Annotated in this window: 18 protein-coding genes; 6 read left to right on the top strand and 12 right to left on the bottom strand. The window is 62.1% G+C overall.

Features of this window, described 5'->3' with window-relative positions:
* Nucleotides 1–205: 205 nt before the first annotated feature.
* The 3 genes from HALLA_RS00570 to HALLA_RS00560 form a co-directional block, all read right to left on the bottom strand.
* Nucleotides 206–1,810, bottom strand: a complete 1,605-nt coding sequence (locus HALLA_RS00570; RefSeq protein ID WP_049951569.1) for a Coenzyme F420 hydrogenase/dehydrogenase, beta subunit C-terminal domain — start codon at nt 1,808–1,810, stop codon at nt 206–208.
* Nucleotides 1,800–3,500 carry a nitrite/sulfite reductase gene (locus HALLA_RS00565; protein WP_049953952.1) on the bottom strand — a complete coding sequence of 567 codons (1,701 nt, stop codon included), beginning with the start codon at nt 3,498–3,500 and terminating at the stop codon, nt 1,800–1,802. Before HALLA_RS00565 ends, HALLA_RS00570 begins: the two co-directional genes overlap by 11 nt.
* A 335-nt stretch (nt 3,501–3,835) precedes the next feature.
* Entirely contained in the window at nt 3,836–4,687 is an 852-nt protein-coding gene (locus HALLA_RS00560) for an NmrA/HSCARG family protein (RefSeq protein WP_049951568.1), read from the bottom strand.
* A gap of 663 nt (nt 4,688–5,350) precedes the next feature.
* On the opposite strand from HALLA_RS00560, the gene HALLA_RS00555 reads away from it, so the two are divergent.
* The gene (locus tag HALLA_RS00555) at nt 5,351–5,689 is read left to right on the top strand and encodes a hypothetical protein (RefSeq protein ID WP_049951567.1); all 339 of its coding nucleotides are present in this window, start codon (nt 5,351–5,353) and stop codon (nt 5,687–5,689) included.
* 58 nt (nt 5,690–5,747) lie between these two features.
* On the opposite strand, the gene HALLA_RS00550 is transcribed toward HALLA_RS00555, so the two are convergent.
* From HALLA_RS00550 to rpl18a, 4 genes are all read right to left on the bottom strand, one after another.
* A complete protein-coding gene (locus tag HALLA_RS00550) occupies nt 5,748–6,362 on the bottom strand; it encodes a class I SAM-dependent methyltransferase (protein WP_084568869.1) in 615 nt (204 codons plus the stop codon).
* 125 nt (nt 6,363–6,487) lie between these two features.
* On the bottom strand, nt 6,488–7,867 hold the full coding sequence (ftsY, locus tag HALLA_RS00545; protein WP_049951565.1) for a signal recognition particle-docking protein FtsY: 1,380 nt from the start codon (nt 7,865–7,867) through the stop codon (nt 6,488–6,490).
* 14 nt (nt 7,868–7,881) lie between these two features.
* Nucleotides 7,882–8,331, bottom strand: coding sequence for a prefoldin subunit alpha (gene pfdA / locus HALLA_RS00540; RefSeq protein ID WP_049951564.1), 450 nt, complete (start codon nt 8,329–8,331; stop codon nt 7,882–7,884).
* The gene (gene rpl18a, locus HALLA_RS00535; protein WP_049951563.1) at nt 8,328–8,504 is read right to left on the bottom strand and encodes a 50S ribosomal protein L18Ae; all 177 of its coding nucleotides are present in this window, start codon (nt 8,502–8,504) and stop codon (nt 8,328–8,330) included. The genes pfdA and rpl18a overlap by 4 nt, the downstream gene beginning before the upstream one ends.
* Before the next feature lie 150 nt (nt 8,505–8,654).
* Between rpl18a and HALLA_RS00530 the strand changes: the two genes are divergently transcribed.
* Nucleotides 8,655–9,563 (top strand): AEC family transporter, encoded by a 909-nt coding sequence (locus HALLA_RS00530; protein WP_049951562.1) that lies wholly within the window; start codon nt 8,655–8,657, stop codon nt 9,561–9,563.
* Between the two features lie 101 nt (nt 9,564–9,664).
* The gene (locus HALLA_RS00525; RefSeq protein WP_049951561.1) at nt 9,665–9,976 is read left to right on the top strand and encodes a hypothetical protein; all 312 of its coding nucleotides are present in this window, start codon (nt 9,665–9,667) and stop codon (nt 9,974–9,976) included.
* A gap of 83 nt (nt 9,977–10,059) precedes the next feature.
* Here HALLA_RS00525 and HALLA_RS00520 read toward each other — a convergent pair whose 3' ends face one another.
* The 3 genes from HALLA_RS00520 to HALLA_RS00510 are packed head-to-tail and all read right to left on the bottom strand — an operon-like array spanning nt 10,060 to nt 11,166.
* Nucleotides 10,060–10,725, bottom strand: coding sequence for a translation initiation factor IF-6 (locus HALLA_RS00520; protein WP_049951560.1), 666 nt, complete (start codon nt 10,723–10,725; stop codon nt 10,060–10,062).
* 1 nt (nt 10,726) lies between these two features.
* Nucleotides 10,727–11,005 (bottom strand): 50S ribosomal protein L31e, encoded by a 279-nt coding sequence (locus HALLA_RS00515; protein ID WP_049951559.1) that lies wholly within the window; start codon nt 11,003–11,005, stop codon nt 10,727–10,729.
* Between the two features lie 8 nt (nt 11,006–11,013).
* Nucleotides 11,014–11,166: a 50S ribosomal protein L39e gene (locus HALLA_RS00510; protein ID WP_049951558.1), complete on the bottom strand. Its 153-nt coding sequence runs from the start codon at nt 11,164–11,166 to the stop codon at nt 11,014–11,016.
* 153 nt (nt 11,167–11,319) lie between these two features.
* On the opposite strand from HALLA_RS00510, the gene HALLA_RS00505 reads away from it, so the two are divergent.
* Together HALLA_RS00505 and HALLA_RS00500 are read left to right on the top strand one after the other, a co-directional pair.
* Entirely contained in the window at nt 11,320–11,889 is a 570-nt protein-coding gene (locus HALLA_RS00505) for a magnesium transporter (protein WP_049951557.1), read from the top strand.
* 34 nt (nt 11,890–11,923) lie between these two features.
* On the top strand, nt 11,924–12,502 hold the full coding sequence (locus tag HALLA_RS00500) for a magnesium transporter (protein ID WP_049951556.1): 579 nt from the start codon (nt 11,924–11,926) through the stop codon (nt 12,500–12,502).
* Between the two features lie 45 nt (nt 12,503–12,547).
* Here HALLA_RS00500 and HALLA_RS00495 read toward each other — a convergent pair whose 3' ends face one another.
* Complete coding sequence (locus tag HALLA_RS00495; protein WP_049951555.1) at nt 12,548–13,756, bottom strand: potassium channel family protein; 1,209 nt, start codon at nt 13,754–13,756, stop codon at nt 12,548–12,550.
* 126 nt (nt 13,757–13,882) lie between these two features.
* Here HALLA_RS00495 and serS point away from each other — a divergent pair, with 126 nt between their 5' ends.
* Nucleotides 13,883–15,262, top strand: a complete 1,380-nt coding sequence (gene serS / locus HALLA_RS00490; protein WP_049951554.1) for a serine--tRNA ligase — start codon at nt 13,883–13,885, stop codon at nt 15,260–15,262.
* Between the two features lie 226 nt (nt 15,263–15,488).
* On the opposite strand, the gene HALLA_RS00485 is transcribed toward serS, so the two are convergent.
* Nucleotides 15,489–17,675 carry an elongation factor EF-2 gene (locus HALLA_RS00485; RefSeq protein ID WP_049951553.1) on the bottom strand — a complete coding sequence of 729 codons (2,187 nt, stop codon included), beginning with the start codon at nt 17,673–17,675 and terminating at the stop codon, nt 15,489–15,491.
* Nucleotides 17,676–17,782 lie beyond the last annotated feature (107 nt).

The raw sequence follows: 17,782 nt of genomic DNA, 5'->3' as shown, positions 1-17,782 counted from the left end.
CGGCCGTTCATCAATAAGTCCGCGGAAAAATGGTACTGCCGTTTGACCGTCGGTCTCGAGCCGGCAGCGCAATGCCAGTGCTCGTGGACCGAGGCGACAGCGTGTGCTCACGGGTCGATAGTCGTGACACGATCGAATCGAACGGCGTGCACCGAAAATCGCGAAAGCGGAGCGTCGACAGGATCGCCAGCGGCCGTCGCGTGAATCAGTGGCCCTCGTCGTGGGGATTCAGCGTCGTGCCGTAGTTCTCGGCGTGGTCCGTGTAGTCGATGAATCGAGGTGCATCGGGATCGAACGGTCGTTCGAGGCTTTCGAAGGCCTTCTTCTTGTCCCAGCCCTGGAGTTTGCCGACCGCGGACTTGTCCTCTAGGTCGTGGTAGTCCAGGTCGGGTTCGGTGATATCCCAGGCTTTCATGCCCTGCTCGGTTCGGACGATGACGCTCGAGTACTCGTCGGAGGAACCGACCGAGCCGACGGTGAGGTCGGCACAGAAGCCGGTGAAGTCCGCACACTCGTCACAGCCTTTGAGCGCGGCGTCGTGGAAGTTCTCGATGTCCTCGTCGAGAATCATCTCTCCGTCGTTGTCGTAGACCATGAGCTTCCCGTGGAGGACGTCCATTTTGCCGACCTCGTCGAGCGAGATGCCTCGCTGGTCCTCTAGCTGCTCGCCCATGAGGCTGTAGTAGTTGAAGTTCTTCGTACACATCAACGCGATCGTGTAGTCGATCGCGCGAACGCCCTCGTTCTGGGCCTGGTAGTCCCACTCGAAGTCCTGCAGGGCGCGAATGCCCTCGATTTCACACGGCGTTCCGACGAGCGCGAGACTGATGTCGTCGAACGGTTTGTCGGGGAGCTTGTGCTCCCACTGGTCGAGATTCAGGTTGCCGAGCGCCATCGTCTGGTTGTAGATGGTTCCGGCGTTCTCGATCAGGTCCTCGTGACTGGTCGCGAGATAGCTCTCGGCCTTCCACGGTTCCTCCTCGCTTTCGGTCGCGACGAGCGCGCCGTCGATCTCGCCCGCCTCGAGGAGGTGCGAGAGGACCGTCGTGACGACGCCGCCGTCCTGGGCGTCTTTCGTCCAGTCCTCGTCGACCCGCGCGGAGAACTCCGTGATCGGGTCGCCGGCGCCTTTGACGTTGTCGTCGCCGCCGGTGATCTTCCACTGGCGCTCGTAGCGCAGTCCGCCGCGCGGGCAGAAGTCCCAACAGAGCGAACAGCCGGTACACATCTTGACGAGTTCCGGCTTGCCGTCGTCGCCGATTCCGATGGAGTCGGACGGACAGGCGGCGACACAGGTCCCACACTGGATACAGCGGCCGTCGTCGATGACGGCCTCGTCCAGTTCCATGAACCAGGTCTTGTCGTCCGGCGTGTCGATGTTGTTCATCTCCGACCGGATCGAGTACTCGGGGGTCTCGAGGTCGACGCCGTCAGGAACCCCGACCCGTTCGTCGGGTGCGCCGTTATCGACATCCTGGCTGATACCCTCCGCGGGTTCGGTGAACTCAAGGTCGCCGAGTTCGCCCATCTCGTCGACGTTCGCGACACCTGCTCCATCCGTCGCGACGGTCTTTTCCTGTGTCTTCTCGCCGCAGGTACAGGTACTGGGTGAACAGCTGTCGCCGGCGGTGGCGTCACCGTTCGAATCGGTACTGGCGGGCTGAATCGCTCCCTCTCGGGCGTTGTCGGTATCGGCTCGCGACCGCGGCGCGTGGCCGCTGGTCTCGGGGACGATAACGTCGTCATCGTCGTCGCCGCTAGATTCGGGAACGGTCGGGAACGTTCGCTCGTCCTCGCCATCAATCCCCATGGGCAACACCTCCTGCAACGGGTGCATCGGCCTGTTGCATGATCGAGCGAAGCCGCTCGTTGTCGACGCGGCGACACCAGGCGTAGAACTGCTCGTCGTCGTACTTTTCGTCGGCGTAGGCGTCGAACAGTCGCTCGAGCGCCGGAATCACCGCGTCGGCCGGCACCGCGTGTTCGATCCAATCGAGGAACTCGTTGTCCTCACCGAGCGAACCGCCGAGGCCGAAGTCCATGCCTTCGACGAGGTTGTCCCCTTCCTCGTTCGGGCTGTTTTCGTCCTCGAGTTTGACGGTCTCGCCGCGGAAGCCGATGTCCGCGATCTGTGGCTGTGCACACGAAGCCGAGCAGCCGGACATGTGCATCCGGACGACATCGAGGTCGTCGGGCGTGTTGATACGGTCGTCGAGTTCTCGAGCCCAGCGTTTGGTGCGCTTTTTGGTCTCGATGATCGCGTAGTTACAGAACTCGTTGCCCGTACAGCCGACCGCGCCCCGGGAGAACGGGCCGGGATCCGGCTGGTAGTCCTCGGCGAACGGTTCTGCGAGCAGGTCATCGACGTTCTCCTCGGGGATGTGCGTGATGAGGAAGTTCTGGTCGGTCGCGAGGCGGACGGAGGCCTCGTCGGTACCGTACTTTTTCGCGGCGCGGGCGGCTTCGGCGAACTCGTCGCCGCCCATGCGGCCGGCGATCACGTTGAAGCCGACGTACTGCAGACCGTCCTGTTTCTGGTCGTGGACGCCGACGTGGTCGCCCTTGTAGCCGACGGTCAGGTTCTCGCCGGCGTCGGGCAGGTCGATCGTACAGCGGTCGCGGATGGCTTCCTCGAACTTCTCTGGGCCGAGTTGCTGGACCAGATACCGCATGCGGCAGACGCCGCGGTTGTTGCGGTCGCCGATCTCCTTGAACGTCTGGGCGACGGCGCGACAGAACTCGACGGCGTCTTCGGGTCGGATGAAGGCGTCGAGTTCCGAACCCATTCGCGGGCCGTCGGAGAGGCCGCCGCCGACGCGGGCGTGGAAGCCGTAGAGGTACTCGCCGTCTATCTCCTTTTTCGCGGGGACGAGTCCGATGTCGTTGATCTGGGACTGCGCGCAGTCGTGTGCACAGCCGGTGATCGTCATCTTGAACTTCCGCGGCAGGTTGGCGTACTCGCGGTTCCCGGTGAAGTAGTCCGAGACCGCGTCGATGACCGGCTGCGCGTTAAAGCATTCGTGATCGTCGAGTCCGGCCGCGGGGCAGCCGAGTACGTTTCGAGCGCCGTCGCCACAGCCCTGAACCGTCGTCAGGCCGACCTCGTCGTACCGGTCCCACATCTCCGGGACGTCCTCGATGCGGATCCAGTGTTTCTGGATGTCCTGTCGGGTCGTGATGTCGAGGTAGGCGTCGCCCCAGAGTTCGTTCTGCTCTTCGCCGCCGTACTCTTCGGGGGCGACCGCGAGGTCGTCGGTGACCTCGCCGATGACCTCGGCCTGCTCCGGCGTGAGTTTCCCGCCGGGGACCTTCGTCCGGATCATGAAGTAGCCCTCCTGTTTCTGGGCGTACATGCCGGCCCACTTCAGGCGCTCCCACTCGCCGCCGCCCGCTCGCTCTTCGATCTCCTCGAAGGTGAGCTCGTCCTCGGCGTACTCGTAGACGTCGTCGATGACGTCGAGGGGGTGTTTGTTCTGTTTGTACTGTTCGGTTGTGTTCACGCAAACCACCGCCGTGTCAAAAGACGAGTAGCCGCTACCGTACTCGAGATAACTGTCGCGCTCATCGGTTACTGGATTCTAGCACCCTATCCCTATACCCTTCCGTAATCAGGCGAACCATGACGGGGCTAGGGTAATCAGGAAATTTTTGCCACATCCGGTTGCTGGGTGACCAAATCGAATCCTCGAGATGTCCGCAACGAGTTTAGTCGTGACAGCCGGTACCCTGAACGAAGAGCGAGTGTCGGCACAAATTTCCGGTAAATGCTACGATCGGAGGTGTCGGCTCGAGAGACGGTCCGTCCGGAGAACACGTCCGTCAACGTACGTAGCGGTCACTCGGCCCACTCGCGTTCGAGGTAGGTCTCGAGGCGATTGAACGGGACGTCGAACTCTGCCCGGAGGTCGTCGATCGGCGACTCATAGCCCGCCTCGTTGAACCACTCGAACATCACGGCGTACTCCTCGCCCTGACTCTCCTCGACGTCGTCGATCGAGAGGTGCTGGGCGCGAACGGGCCGCTCGAGGGCGTCGGCGAATCGAACCGCCATCGCGCGAAGCGGGAGTTCGTCGCTCGCGAGTTCGTAGGACTCATCCTCGTGTTCTTCTGGATCGGAAAACACCTGCGCGACGAACGCGCCCAGATCCTCGATATCGAGGACTTGCAGCGGGTTCGAGGGCTCGAGGCCCATCGCGAGCGTTCCCTCCTCGATCGAGTCGTGAAAGCCCTCGAGGTTCTGCGCAAAGAAGACGGGGCGGACGACCGTTGCTGAAATACCGTGGTCGTCGATCAACCCCTCGATCTCCCACTTCGAATCGAAATGTGAGATTCCGGTGTCGCGGTCGGCCCCGCCGACCGAGGAGAAGACGAGGTGCTCGACGCCCACCTCGTCGATTAACTCGACCGCATTTCGCCCCTGGGCGACCTCGTCGTCGTAGCCGTGCTCCCAATAGTTGGTCATCAAAAAGACGCCGTCAGCCTCCTCGACCAGCGGCTCGATGGTGTTTTTCTCCGCGAGCGTCCCCTCGACGAGTTCGGCCCCCCGCTCGGCGAGGTGGTGTGACTCGTGTTTGTCCTTGTCTCGAGTCAGCGCGAGGACCTCGAAATCCTGCTCGAGGAGATGCCGAGCGACGGCACCGCCTTGCGTTCCCGTCGCTCCCACGACGAGGACTGTGTCGATAGCCATGACGGGCGGGTTACACCACTCGAGCGGAAGAAACTACGCCGAGCGCTTGCAACCACGGCCTCGAGCGAAAGGAGGACCATCGAACTGCATAGAGAGTTCTTGTGGCCCAATAGATCGGGCAGGGCACGGAGTTGCTGCCATTCACTATCTCGGCGAAGCCACGTGCGGTGGCGCGCGCTCGAGAGCGGGTCGCGATAGCGATCCGCGAGAGAAAGCCGTGCGAGGGATGAGTGAGCGGAGCGCGACGCGGAGCGTCGCGGAACAGCGAACGGCGACGCCGTGAGCCTGCGAGCGAGCGAATCGGTTGGGGAGGGTGTGGCAATCAGTGTTGCCAGCGATAGTGGTGTTCAAGACTATAGCAGCGATCCGTGTCGGAGAACTCGAGCATCGAAGCCACAAGACGACATTATTCCCACCCAGAAACAGTAGTTATATGACACTACAGAACGTGATACCAAATGGAAGCCAAAACTCCACGGAGGGGGCACTCGTATTGAAATGCCCCGGGTGGTAGTGACACCCGAGACGTGGCTTCCAACCCCTTAGAGGATCGGTTGCCATGATTGGATATCTTCTCCGCGGGCTTAAACATCCCGTCCGACAGACGAATCGAACGCAACGATCGACAGCTACGATAAACGCACTCGAGGGTGCCCACAGACCATGACAGCAACGACCGATAGTCTGGTCGTGGACATCGTCCGCACCCTCGAGAAGGAGGGCATCCCTCGAGAGTCCTACCAGCTCGGCAGGGAGTTCGATCCTGAGGCGCTCGCCCGGCTACTCGAGACGGGCGGCGACGCGGTCGAGGTTCGCCTCGAGATCCACGACGTCTCGCTCGTCGTGACGAAACAGGGCGTGTGGGTGACCGACGAAGACCCGCCAGCCCGCCCCGAGTGTCCCCACTGTGAACTCCCGGTTAGCGCGGTCGTCCAACTCGTTCCAGAGTGTCACAATGCGTACCCCTGTGGGTGTCGGGTTAGTGGTGATCTGCTCGAGTAGTCGGCGTCGGAGGTATGCCGGTTGTCGCCGCAGTAAGTACAGGCGATGAACTGAACAGCTATGCGAGAGTAGCAAGGAAGAATGGCTTCACTCCGTCGTCGGTGGTTGGATCCGGTACGTCCCATACTTCTCGTATCTCGAAACCACAGGCCTGCAGGTCATTCCGTGTAGCTTCGGGACCTGCCATTGACCAGCGCATCTCGGTCCCACTGTCGAGCCAATCGGGGTTTGATCCAGTCCACTCAACACCGCCTTCGGTGACCAGCAACGTCCCGCCGGGCTGGAGTACGCGTGCGAACTCTGCGAGGGCGGTTCGGTGGTCGTCCACCGGAACGTGGATCAGCGAGTACATTGCGCAGACGGCATCGAATGAATCGCTGGCGAAAGGAAGTGCAGTCATATCGCCTTGCACGAGTCTTGCCGTAACCCTCTCCTTGGCCAGTGATAACTGCTCACGGGAAATATCGAGGCCGACACTGCTCTCCCCGGACATCCGTAATGTCGATCTGCCCGGTCCACAACCGGCGTCCAATAGTTCGTCTTCGGGTCCGAGTTCATTCTGAAAGCGCTTCACTGGTTTGGATAGTTCCGACGATGACTCAGAAGTCACTACGTCTGTGTAGTATTCTGCCATCTCGTCATAGGCTTCCTTCACGCTCCGACGTTCATCCATGCATAAGTTGACATCTGACGGTCACTTCAGTGTTCCCACGACCGTTCTGTATGCATCCGTAGTTGCCGGCAGAGGGATCTATTCGAAAACTACCTTCGAAGAACGACCTGTTCGGTCGAGACCGATTACTCGTCCTCGAGCAGCCGATCCGCCATCTCCTCGGGATCGAACGGCTCTAGGTCGTCGTACTCCTGACCGACGCCGAGGAAGAGAATCGGCTTCCCGGTGACGTGAGCGACCGAAATCGCCGCCCCGCCGTTGGAGTCGGCGTCGGCCTTCGTCAAGATTGCACCGTCGATTTCGGCGGCCTCGTTGAACTCTCGAGCGCGGTTGACCGCGTCCTGTCCGGCGACGGCCTCGTCGACGAACAGCGTCATGTCGGGGCCGACGACTCGATTGATCTTCTCGAGTTGGTCCATCAACCCTTCGTCGGTGTGGAGCCGACCCGCCGTGTCGCCGAGGACGACGTCGATATCGTGTGCTTCGGCGTACTCGACCGCGTCGTACAACACCGCGGCGGGGTCGCCGCCCTGATCGTGGGCGATCAGTTTGGTATCTCGCGCCTCGGCGTGTTCGCGGATCTGCTCGTTGGCACCCGCACGGTACGTATCCCCGTTGGCCATCACGCTCGAGTAGCCGCGCTCCTCGAGATATCGGTCGAGTTTCGCGATCGACGTCGTCTTGCCGACGCCGTTGACGCCGGTGAAGATGATGACGAGCGGTTTGTCCTCGACGGCGATGCGCTCGTCGAAATCGAACTGGCCGACGCTGATGACGTCGTAGATCGCATCGCGTAAGGCTTCTTCGACGACGTCACCCGTCGAGGTCGTAAACGTCCGCGTCTCGCCGATCAGTTCGTCGCGGATGTTATCGAGGATCTCCTCCGCGACGCCCATCTCGACGTCGCTCGAGAGGAGTGCCAGTTCGAGTTCCTGAAGCGGCGCCTCGAGGTCGTCCTCCTCGATGACGAACTTCCCGCGGACGAGCGATTTGGCCTTGCGGCCGAAGCCGGTCGATCCGTTGTCGTCGTCCGCATCCGACTCCTCGTCGTCCGAAGATTCCTCGGGCGCTGTCGCATCCGGCTCCGCCGTCACCGGTTCGTCGGCGGCCGTTCCCGCCGTCACCCCGGCCGTTCCGGACGGAGACGAGCGATCTGCTGGCGTCGACTCCTCGTGGAGCGACGCGGCGTCGTCGGATACAGCGGAGCCACCTGCAGCCTCTGATTGCAGATCCGCTTCGGTCGCTGAGTCCGCCGGAGCACCGTCTCCACTCGCGTCAGCAATATCGGCGGGTGGATCGGTCGCCTCCAGATCTGCAGCCGCGTCGACGCCCTCGGTACCCTCGTCTGCCTCGAGCGACTGCGACGCGTCGTCGGGCTCATCGACTGCATCGTCTGATTCCTCAACCACGTCATCCGAGTCCTCGACGGCTTCGGCGTTCTCCTCGGCGGCCGCTTCGGCGTCTTTCCGGAAGCTCCCGAGTTTCTCCTTCAGGTTATCGAACATGGGTGGAAAGGGGCTTACTCGTCAGGACCCTGTCCCTGCATCTGCTGCATCTGCTGTTGCATCGCCTGCTGTTGGAGCTGCTGAGCCTGCTGTTCGAGCTGCGTACTCTCGGCTTCGAGCTCGGAGATCTGGGCGTTGACCTCGTCGATCTCGTCGTCGAGGTTCTCCTTTTTGTTCTCGAGTGTCTCGGTCGCACCGTCCTGCTCGAACTCCGCCGCGTAATCCGCGCCGAGTTCGACGATCACTTCGTCGATGTCTTCGACGGTTGCACGGACGTACGCGCCGCCGCCGAGCGGAACCTGCACGACCGAGTCCGTCTCGAGCGTTTCGACGGCTTCGATGGCCTCGTCGACCTCCGTCTTCTCTTGCTGGATCGACTCGACGTTCGCCTCGAGCGCTTCGATCTGTTCCTCGAGTTCCTGAAGCTGCTGGGAGAGCTGCTGGAGTTCCTGTTGACTACTCATCGCTGGGTAACCTCCTCAAGTTCGATACCCGTCCGTTTGACGCCGTGTCGGCTCCCGATCTGGGAGAGTACGTGCTCGCGAGCGACGTTCTCGTTTTCGGCGTCGACCGTCGTCTCGAACGACGCGTAGCCATCTCGGTTCTTGAATTGACCGCTGACGCTGAATTCACTCATGCACGTTCATCCGTCGGGGAGTCGGAAGAACCTTGCCTTCCATTCGCCGATTCGATCGAGTGAGAAGCAGTCAGTTCGAATGGGATCGGTGCGCTGGTCCTCGAATCCCAAACCGAACGGCAAAAGGCCACCCGTCATCTGTGCCGGAGCATGGAGGTCGTCGCTCGGCTGCTGGGGCTGCTCGCGTTGTTGCTGGTCGGAACCGGATTGCGAGCGAGCGGCGTGCTCGATACGAACAGGACTGCACGGCTGAACGCCGTCGCCTACTACGTCGCGTTACCGGCGCTCATCTTCATCTCGACGTACGATCGGGCGATCGGCGACCTGCTCTCGCCGACGCTACTTTTCGGCTTGCTGTTCGTCCTGTTCTCGACGGTGGGACTCGCCTGGCTCGTCCACCGGAATCGGGTCTCGAGGCCGCGCCAGAGCGTCGCGGTCGTCCAGTCTTACCATTCGAATCTGGGATATCTCGGACTGCCGCTCGTGGACGCGACGTTCAACGGCGACGTAACCGCCGTCGCCAGCGTCGTATTGGGCGTCATCTCGCTGACGCAGGTGCCGCTTACGGTCCTTGTCCTCGCGGTAGTCAACGAGTCGGAAACACGGATCCGCCGGGAATTCGTCGGGCTTCTCAAGAACCCCGTTCTTCTGGCGTTGATCGCGGGACTCGCCGTGGGATCATCGTCGACTACTGTCCCCGCACTCGCTGTGAACGGTCTCGACATCGTCGGCGCGTTCGCCCTGCCCCTCGCGTTGCTGTGTGTCGGCGCATCGCTCCAGGTCGACCTGTCCGCGATCGATTTCGGTGCATCCGGCGCGGTCGTCGCCCTCAAGATCGTCTGCATGCCGCTGCTCGCGTGGGTAGTCTTCTCGATGCTGGCCGTCGACGACGCGACGTTCACCGCGACGGTCGTCATGTTCGGGACGCCGACGGCTGTCTCGACGTTCGTCTTCGCGAACGAACTCGGCGGCGACGAGCAGTTCGCCTCGTTGAACGTGTTCGTGACGACGCTCGTCTCCATCGCGAGCCTGTTCGTTCTCATCACGCTGGTCGGCTAGGACCGCTCGCAGATACGGACTCCGTCGGCTAGACAGAATCCGTTGGCCAGACAGAATCCGTTTGGCCGTACAGTTTTCCTGCTGGCGAGCGAACACGAGCTATGAGCGAAATCGATCCCGACGAACTCCTGCCGAGCGAACGAATGCGCGAACAGGTCCTCGAGGGGGACATCACGCAGATCCACCGCGGGCAGCAGTACGCCGACGCCGGCGATACGTTCACCATCGACGGGACGACGTTCGAAGTCGCCGAGATTACCGACCGAACGCTCGACGACCTGACCGACGAGGACGCACGATCCGAGGGGTTCGAGAATCTCGAGGCCTACAGATCGATGCTCGAGCGAGCCCACGAACACTTCGAGTGGGACGAGGAGAGCGACGTTGTCCGGCACGAATTCGAAAAGCGGTGAATTCTCACCAGTATCGGATCAGCAAACAAAATTTACCTACCGAACGGTCAGCACGTCGACGACGCCAGCGCTGATGCAGATACTCAGTCGATGTAGCCGAGCGCGTCTTCGATTCGACCGAGCTCGGGACCCGTCGTGTCCTCGCCGACGGCGTAGCCCGACTCGTTGGCGAGCAGCCCGGAACCGACCAGCGGCGCGCCGTAGTTGATCGTCCCGACATCGGCTCGGACATCGAGTGCCTCCTCGAGCAAGTCGAGTTCCGCGTCCGTCGCCTTCGGGTGACAAAGCACGCCCGTGTTGTTGGCGACGCCGGCGGTCCCAACCGTCCGAACGCCCGCGAGGTCGCCGCGTTCGACCGGCACCTCGAGGGTGTCTTTGACGACCTGAATCGCGTCTCGCGGCAGGTCGGGGTGGACGTACGCACCGTAATCGTTCGCCAGGACGACGTTGCCGGCAGCGTTGATACTCCCCGGAAGCTCCTCGACGGGAACCTCGACAGCGTCCTCGAGTGCCTCGCGTTCGTACTCGAGGATGCGCGTGCTGACGAGCAGGCCGTTTTCGTTGCCCGTCGCGAGCGCTCCAACCGTCGAGGAGCCGCCGACGGTCGTCCGTACCGGATCGACCTCGAGTTCGGCTGCCAGCCCGTCGACGGTGTCGTCGTCGGCATCGGGCCGAACGAGCAGACACGAGTCGGTCGCGCGGGCGAAGACGCCGATATAGGAGGACCCGGTGAAGGAGGCGCGTAGCAAGTTACTCGGCGACCTCGGCTTCGACGATGACCTCGCCCTCTTCGTCGAATCGCGCGGCGCGAACGCGAAGCTTTCGCGGCGGGTTCGCCCGGCCTTCGGACCAGACGGCCTCGTTGATCGAGGGGTCGAGTCGGACGACGTCTTCGTCGACCGCGAAGTGTTTCGCGAGGTGCTCGCGGACGATCGTCATCGCACGACCGGCGGCTTCGTGGTTCGCACCTTTCTTGACATCACGCAGTGGAACGGTAACAACACGTTCTTCGAAATCAGTTGCACTCATAGATATCCTTACTCGTCGGTGTCGCTACGCCGCCAGTTGCGCCGCTTCGGATTTCGCTGGACGTTCATGTCGGTCTTGAGCATAACCCAGGACGGAACACGACTGTTCTGGTTCTCGAGTTTGGCGAGACGTTTTTTCTTGCCCTTCGATTTTTTACCCATAGTGGGCTGGTGTAGCCCGCGGTGGCTTAAAATCTTGTCCATCCGTCCCCACGCAGCGCCGTCAGGAACGCCCAGTCCTCGTCGATCGCTTGAGGACTGTCCGGCGAGATGCCTTCTCGTTAGGTTTAACAGGATACTGCGTGACTCCGAACTATGAGTGTCCGCGGTGACGTCTGGTCGATCTACCGCGAAGCGATCCCCGTGTTGTTCGTCGCCCTCGGCGGCGGCCTCTTCGCCGGACTCGTTCTCGATAGCATGGTCGAGCAGGCCGAGCGCTTTCCGGGGTTGCTCGTGATGGTTCCCGTCTTTCTGGCCACGAGGGGCAACGTCTACGGCGCACTCGGCGGCCGCATCTCGAGCGGACTCCATCAAGGGCTGATCGAACCGCACTTCGAGAAGAACGATCGGCTGATAAACGCGATCATCGCGTCGTTTATCAACGGAGTCAGTATCTCGGTCGTAATCGGCGTCATCACGTGGCTCGCGCTGTTGGTCCTCGACTGGGACTCTGCGACGCTCGCCGAGTTCGTCGGGATCATGCTCATCTCGGGCGTGTTAACCTCTATTCTCATGATCTTTGGGCTGCTGGCGCTGATCTTCGTCGGCTACACGTACGGCTACGACCCCGACAACCTCGTCGGACCGATCGTCACCACGCTCGGAGACGTCTTCGGTATGCTGTTCTTGCTGTTCTCGATCGCCATCGTCGAGGTGATCGCCTGATGAGCGTTCCGCTCGGCCCGGAGGTGAGCGTCTGATGAGCGTCCCGTCAGGTTCGGTCGGGACGTGGGACATCCACCGCATCGTCAGGAACATGTTTCCGCTATTGGTGCTGCTCAGCGCAATCGTGCTAATCGCGGGTATCACGCTCGAGGACGCCCAGGAACTGCTCGGCGAGTACGGCCTGCTCGCCGTGATGGTGCCGACGATGGTCGGCATGGGTGGCAATCTCGGCGCGATCTTGAGTTCGCGCCTCTCCACGCGGCTTCACCTGGGAACGACGGAGTTCGACCCGCGGGATCGGGAACTGTGGGCCAACGTCCTCGCGATCCTCGCACTCGGCGCGACGGTATTTACCGCACTCGCGATCGGCGCGTGGCTCATCGGGCAGATCATCGGAGCTACCCTTCCGCTCTGGGTGTTGTTGACCATCTCGCTTTCCAGTGGCATGTCAGTAGCAGTTGTTGCGATCGTCTGTAGCTTCGCCGCGACGTACGCCTCGTTTCGCCTCGGAATCGACCCCGACGACACGACGATTCCGATCGTGACGAACATCGTCGACGTCTTCGGCATGATCATCTTCATCGGAATCTCGACGGCAGTGCTCTCGCTGTGACCGCGCTCACCTGATTGCTATCGCAAAAAGCAGTGTCGCCTCGAGTTAGGCCTGTGCCAGTTCTTCGAACGCGCTCGCCGCCGTTCGCGTCCCCTTCGAGATCAGGACGTCCCCGCCGCGCAGTTCAGCGCCGGCCTCTCCGACGAGCAACCAGCCTTCTCCGGGACGACGAATCGCGATTATCGACATCGTCGCGTCGACGTCGGGAACGCCCGCGGTGACGGACGTGCCGTCCAGATCGCTCCCGTCATCGAGTTCCACCCGGGTGAGAATCTCGTCGCTCTCCTGGACCGCCAGGTGAACGACCGGGTGAACGTCGATATCCCTGAGAACGCCTTCACTGATGTCGACCGCGGCGTCGCTGATGACCTCCGTGGCGCTGCCGAGGTGGATCAAGCCTCGCAGCGCGACGGGGTCGTCGGCGTCGGCGGCCGCCCGAAGCGTCCAGGCTTCGAAGCGCGACTCCATGGCGTCGACCTCGACCTCAAGGTTGCGGACCTCCTCGGCGAGTTCCTCGCTGTCGAAGAGAATAGAGCTGTAGGCCAGATCGACCGCTAGTTCCGAGAGGTTCTTCATGTGGACGATGGTGTCGACGGCGCGCTCGAGATCATCGATCATCGGCGCGTCGGTAACCGGTGGGTCGTAGGATTTGCCCGTCATCCGGCCAAACACGTCGCCGATCGACGACTCGGGCCCGCGAAGAAACGCGACGTCGTCGACCTCGATCCGCGTGTCGGGACCGGGGTTGAGAAGCCACTCGTCACCGCGCCGGAGCGCGATGACCCGCACGCCGGTCTCCGACTCGAGGTCGATATCCGCGAGCGTTCGTCCCTCGTAGGCCGACTCGGCGTCGACGACGCCGCGGACCAGCATCTCGACGGCTTCGGGGAGCGCCGCGCGCATCGCCTCCGGAAGGCGGATATCCTCGAGGACGATCTTCGCGATATCGCCGGCGGCGTCGCTTATCTGTCCTGCCGCGGTAACGATTCCGAGCACCGGGGCGAGCTTTTCCGCCTCGTCGGGGCTTCGAACGGCCATCATCAGGCTCATCCGCGCCCGAAGCTCGAGAACGTCCATCCGCTCTTCTAGCCTGAGCACTTCCGTCGCGAGCGCTTCGTTGCGGTGTAACACCGCCGAGTACGAGAGATCGATCAACAGCTCCGCGGTGTCTTTCATCTCGACTAAGACGTCTTTGACGCTCACGGGCTCGTACTCGACGGGCCGCGACGACGCCTCGCCCTCGAACGGATCCATAGCGGAGAAGCGCGCTCCCGGCAAAAAAGGGTTTCCCGCAACCACCCGCTGTTCGGGGCGGTCGCTGTGACGGACCGAGGCGGCCTTCCGACACGGTTTTGCCGAGCGACGAAGAATCACCGGTCAATGCTCGATCGGACCTATCTACGAGAGAATCCCGACGCGGTACGCGACGCCCTCGAGAACCGGGGGGCCGACGTCGACTTCGACGAGATCCTCGATATCGACGAACGCTGGCGCGAGCTCAAAGCCCGCGGCGACGAACTTCGCCACGAGCGAAACGAGATCAGCTCCCAAATCGGCGAACTCAAACAGGAGGGCAAAGACGAGAAAGCCCAGGAGGCCATCGAGCGCTCCCAGTCGCTCAAAGACGACATCGAGGACGTCGAAGCGGAGGCGTCCAACCTCGAGGACGAACTCGAGCAACGGCTGCTCGAGATCCCGCAGATTCCCGACGAGAGCGTCCCCGTCGGCGAGGACGAAGCCGACAACGTCGAACGACGGCGCTGGGGGTTCGACGACCGCCGCGAGCTTCCGGACGAGGTCGTCCCCCACTACGACCTCGGCGAAGAGCTGGACATCATCGACGAGGCTCGCGGCGCGAAGACGACCGGATCGGGCTTTTACTTCCTGAAAGGCGACGGCGCTCGCCTCGAGCACGCGCTGATCCAGTTCATGCTCGACGTCCACCGCGAACAAGGCTACATCGACATCTTCCCGCCGGTTCCGGTCAACAGCCGATCGATGCGCGGAACCGGACAGCTTCCCAAGTTCGCCGAGGATGCCTACCGACTCGGCGACGACAACGGGGACGAACACGACGATGACGACCTCTGGCTCTGCCCGACTGCGGAGGTTTCGGTCACCAACATGTACGCAGACGAGATCCTGCTAAACGACGACCTCCCGCTCAAACACCAGGCCTACTCGCCGAACTTCCGGCGCGAGGCCGGCGAACACGGCACCGAAACGCGGGGTATCGTCCGCGTCCACCAGTTCAACAAGGTCGAACTGGTCAACTTCGTCGACCCCGAAACCAGCGACGAGCGCCTCGAGGACCTCCTGGGAGAAGCAGAAGAAGTCCTTCGGAAACTCGAGCTTCCCTACCGGATCCTCGAACTCTGCACCGGCGACCTCACCTTCGCCTCGGCCAAGACCTACGACATCGAGGTCTGGGCACCTGGCGACGACATGGACGACGGACCCGCGGAAGGTGGGCGCTGGCTCGAGGTCTCCTCCGCCTCGAACTTCAAGGAGTTTCAGGCCCGCCGGGCCGGGCTTCGCTACCGGCCAGAGCGCCACGAATCGGCCGAATACCTCCACACCCTGAACGCCTCCGGGCTCGCGCTCCCGCGGGTGATGGTCGCGGTCCTCGAGTACCACCAGAACGACGACGGGACCGTGACGATTCCCGAAGCGCTACGGCCCTACATGGGCGGACAGGAGGTCATCGAGGGCCACGAGAAAGTCGGCGAAGCGGCGCTCGGTGCGGGCAAGCGCGAGTAGCGCTCGAGCGTTGATCGTGCGGCCAGAATAGTTTTCGTGAGCGTTCGTGTGGACGAACGATTGTTCGCGCGCCCAGTACTGTTTACTCGGTACGATGGGCGCGATAAAGTGCCCATCTGAAATCGTAACGTACCCTTCAGCCAGCTAATCGAATTGAAGACCAACCCAACCGCTGGAACGGAGCAACGCGGTCGTGAGAAGAAAAAAGTCAGCCGAACGGTGCCGCTTAGATATACTCGATCGCCGGCGGCAGCTCGAGTTTCATGCCCTTGCGCTCGCGGATCTCCATAACCTTCTCCCGCTGGAGCGAGTCGGACATAACCTCGAAGCCTGCGTTCTCGGTGTTCCAGGAGGCACGTCCCTCGGTCGCAGAGCGGATGTCGGAGGCGAAGCCGATCATCTCGTCGACGGGCGCGATACCCTCGACGACCATGAGGTCACCTTCCTGGTACATGTCGTCGACGCGGCCACGACGACCCTGGATCTCGCCGGAGGCGGCACCCATGTGATCGTTCGGTACGTCGATACGGACGTCCTGCATCGGCTCGAGCATTTTGATCTGGCCGTCGATCAGCGCCTTGTGGACGGCGTTTCGCGTTGCTGGGATGACCTGTGCCGGACCACGGTGGATCGTGTCCTCGTGGAGTCGCGCGTCGTGCAGGCGGATGAGCGTCCCCTGGACGGGCTCGTTGGCGAGCGGACCGTTGTCCAGCGCGTCCTCGAGCCCCTCGATGAACAGCTCCATCGTCTCGTTCAAGTGCTGGATACCCTTCGTGGCATCGAGCAGGATGTTCGAGCCGTGGATGTGTTCGACGATCTGGGAGTCGTCCTTGTCCATGCCGGCTTCCTGCAGCGCTTCGCGGCGCTCTTGCTCAGGCATGTCCATCGACGCCTCGCCCATCTTGATCGTGTCGACGAGATCCTCCGTGAGCGGCTCGACGGAGATGTAAAAGCGGTTGTGGCGGTTCGGCGAGATACCCTCGACCTGATCGCTCGGCTGCTGAATCGCCTCGCGGTAGACGACGATCGGCTCACCGGTGTTGACCGGAATGCCCTGGTTCTTCTCGATACGCTGGGTGATGACCTCGAGGTGGAGCTCGCCCTGTCCGGAGATCAGGTGCTCGCCCGTGTCCTCGTTGATCGTGATCTGGATCGTCGGATCCTCCTTGGAGACCTGTCGCAGCGTCTCGATCAGCTTCGGCAGGTCGTCCATCGTCTGGGCCTCGACGCTCTTCGTGATGACCGGCTCGGAGATGTGTTCGATCGATTCGAACGGCGTCATCTCGACGCTCGAGACGGTCGAGCCGGCGATGGCGTCTCGCAGGCCGGTGACGGCCGCGATGTTCCCCGCCGGAACGGAGTCCACTTCCTCGCGTTCACCACCCATGTAGATACCGACCGACTGCACGCGGTTCTTGCCCGCAGTACCGGAGACGTAGAGTTCCTGGCCCTTCTCGAGCGTTCCCGAGAAGACACGACCGCTGGCGACTTCGCCGGCGTGTGGATCCATCGAGATGTCGGTAACCATCAGTACGACTTCGCCGGACTCGTCGACGAGGCGCATCTGCTCTGCGAGTTCGGATTCGGCGTCGCCACGCCAGACGCGCGGGATACGACGAGGCTGTGCGTCGACGGGGTTCGGGAAGTGCTCACAGACCATATCGAGCACGACGTCCGACAGGGGCGTCTTCTCGTGGAGTTTCTGTCGTTTGTCGTTTTGCTCGAGCTCCATGATCTCGGCGAAGTCCATCCCGGTTCGCTGCATCGAGGGCATGGAGACGCCCCACTTGTACAGCGCAGAGCCGAAGCCGACGGTACCGTCTTCGACGGAAACCGTCCAATCTTCGATGTCGTCCATGTCCTGGGTCATCCCGCGGATGAGTTCGTTGACGTCGTTGATGACCGAGACGAGACGCTGTTGCATCTCCTCGGGACCTTCCTGCAGTTCCGAAATGAGGCGGTCGACCTTGTTGATAAAGAGCGTCGGTTTGACGCCTTCACGGAGCGCCTGCCGGAGGACCGTTTCGGTCTGGGGCATGGCACCCTCGACGGCGTCGACGACGACGAGCGCACCGTCGACGGCGCGCATCGCACGGGTTACGTCGCCACCGAAGTCGACGTGGCCTGGGGTGTCGATGAGGTTGATCAGGTGGTTGGTATCCTCGTACTCGTGGGTCATCGAGACGTTCGCCGCGTCGATGGTGATCCCACGTTCCTGCTCGTCCTCTTCGGTGTCCATCGCGAGCTGTTCACCGGCTGTATCGTCGGAGATCATGCCGGCACCGGCCAGCAGGTTGTCCGAGAGCGTCGTTTTTCCGTGATCGACGTGAGCGGCGATGGCGATGTTCCGGATGTTCTCCGGGTTATCCATCAGCCGTTCACACTCCTGTACGATCTTCTTGCGTCGGCCCATATATCCACCTTTACCGGCAGCGGGGTCAAAAGGGTAGTGTTTCGCTGGCGTCGGAAATCGAGACAGTAACCCGCTGGATAGCGTGAATCCCTCATTTTAGTGAGTGA

The organism is Halostagnicola larsenii XH-48 (genome assembly GCF_000517625.1).
In the GTDB taxonomy this organism is placed as follows: Archaea; Halobacteriota; Halobacteria; order Halobacteriales; family Natrialbaceae; genus Halostagnicola; species Halostagnicola larsenii.
Note: the sequence above shows the minus strand (reverse complement) of the source record. Positions and strands in the feature narration are given on the sequence as shown.

Excerpts from the sequence above, each read along its gene's own strand:
- HALLA_RS00510 (WP_049951558.1), bottom strand. The coding sequence starts at position 11,166 with ATGGGTAAAAAATCGAAGGGCAAGAAAAAACGTCTCGCCAAACTCGAG.
- HALLA_RS00485 (WP_049951553.1), bottom strand. The coding sequence starts at position 17,675 with ATGGGCCGACGCAAGAAGATCGTACAGGAGTGTGAACGGCTGATGGAT.
- HALLA_RS00525 (WP_049951561.1), top strand. The coding sequence starts at position 9,665 with ATGAGCGAAATCGATCCCGACGAACTCCTGCCGAGCGAACGAATGCGC.
- HALLA_RS00530 (WP_049951562.1), top strand. The coding sequence starts at position 8,655 with ATGGAGGTCGTCGCTCGGCTGCTGGGGCTGCTCGCGTTGTTGCTGGTC.
- HALLA_RS00495 (WP_049951555.1), bottom strand. The coding sequence starts at position 13,756 with ATGGATCCGTTCGAGGGCGAGGCGTCGTCGCGGCCCGTCGAGTACGAG.
- ftsY (WP_049951565.1), bottom strand. The coding sequence starts at position 7,867 with ATGTTCGATAACCTGAAGGAGAAACTCGGGAGCTTCCGGAAAGACGCC.
- serS (WP_049951554.1), top strand. The coding sequence starts at position 13,883 with ATGCTCGATCGGACCTATCTACGAGAGAATCCCGACGCGGTACGCGAC.
- rpl18a (WP_049951563.1), bottom strand. The coding sequence starts at position 8,504 with ATGAGTGAATTCAGCGTCAGCGGTCAATTCAAGAACCGAGATGGCTAC.
- pfdA (WP_049951564.1), bottom strand. The coding sequence starts at position 8,331 with ATGAGTAGTCAACAGGAACTCCAGCAGCTCTCCCAGCAGCTTCAGGAA.
- HALLA_RS00570 (WP_049951569.1), bottom strand. The coding sequence starts at position 1,810 with ATGGGGATTGATGGCGAGGACGAGCGAACGTTCCCGACCGTTCCCGAA.
- HALLA_RS00550 (WP_084568869.1), bottom strand. The coding sequence starts at position 6,362 with ATGGATGAACGTCGGAGCGTGAAGGAAGCCTATGACGAGATGGCAGAA.
- HALLA_RS00505 (WP_049951557.1), top strand. The coding sequence starts at position 11,320 with ATGAGTGTCCGCGGTGACGTCTGGTCGATCTACCGCGAAGCGATCCCC.
- HALLA_RS00500 (WP_049951556.1), top strand. The coding sequence starts at position 11,924 with ATGAGCGTCCCGTCAGGTTCGGTCGGGACGTGGGACATCCACCGCATC.
- HALLA_RS00555 (WP_049951567.1), top strand. The coding sequence starts at position 5,351 with ATGACAGCAACGACCGATAGTCTGGTCGTGGACATCGTCCGCACCCTC.
- HALLA_RS00560 (WP_049951568.1), bottom strand. The coding sequence starts at position 4,687 with ATGGCTATCGACACAGTCCTCGTCGTGGGAGCGACGGGAACGCAAGGC.
- HALLA_RS00515 (WP_049951559.1), bottom strand. The coding sequence starts at position 11,005 with ATGAGTGCAACTGATTTCGAAGAACGTGTTGTTACCGTTCCACTGCGT.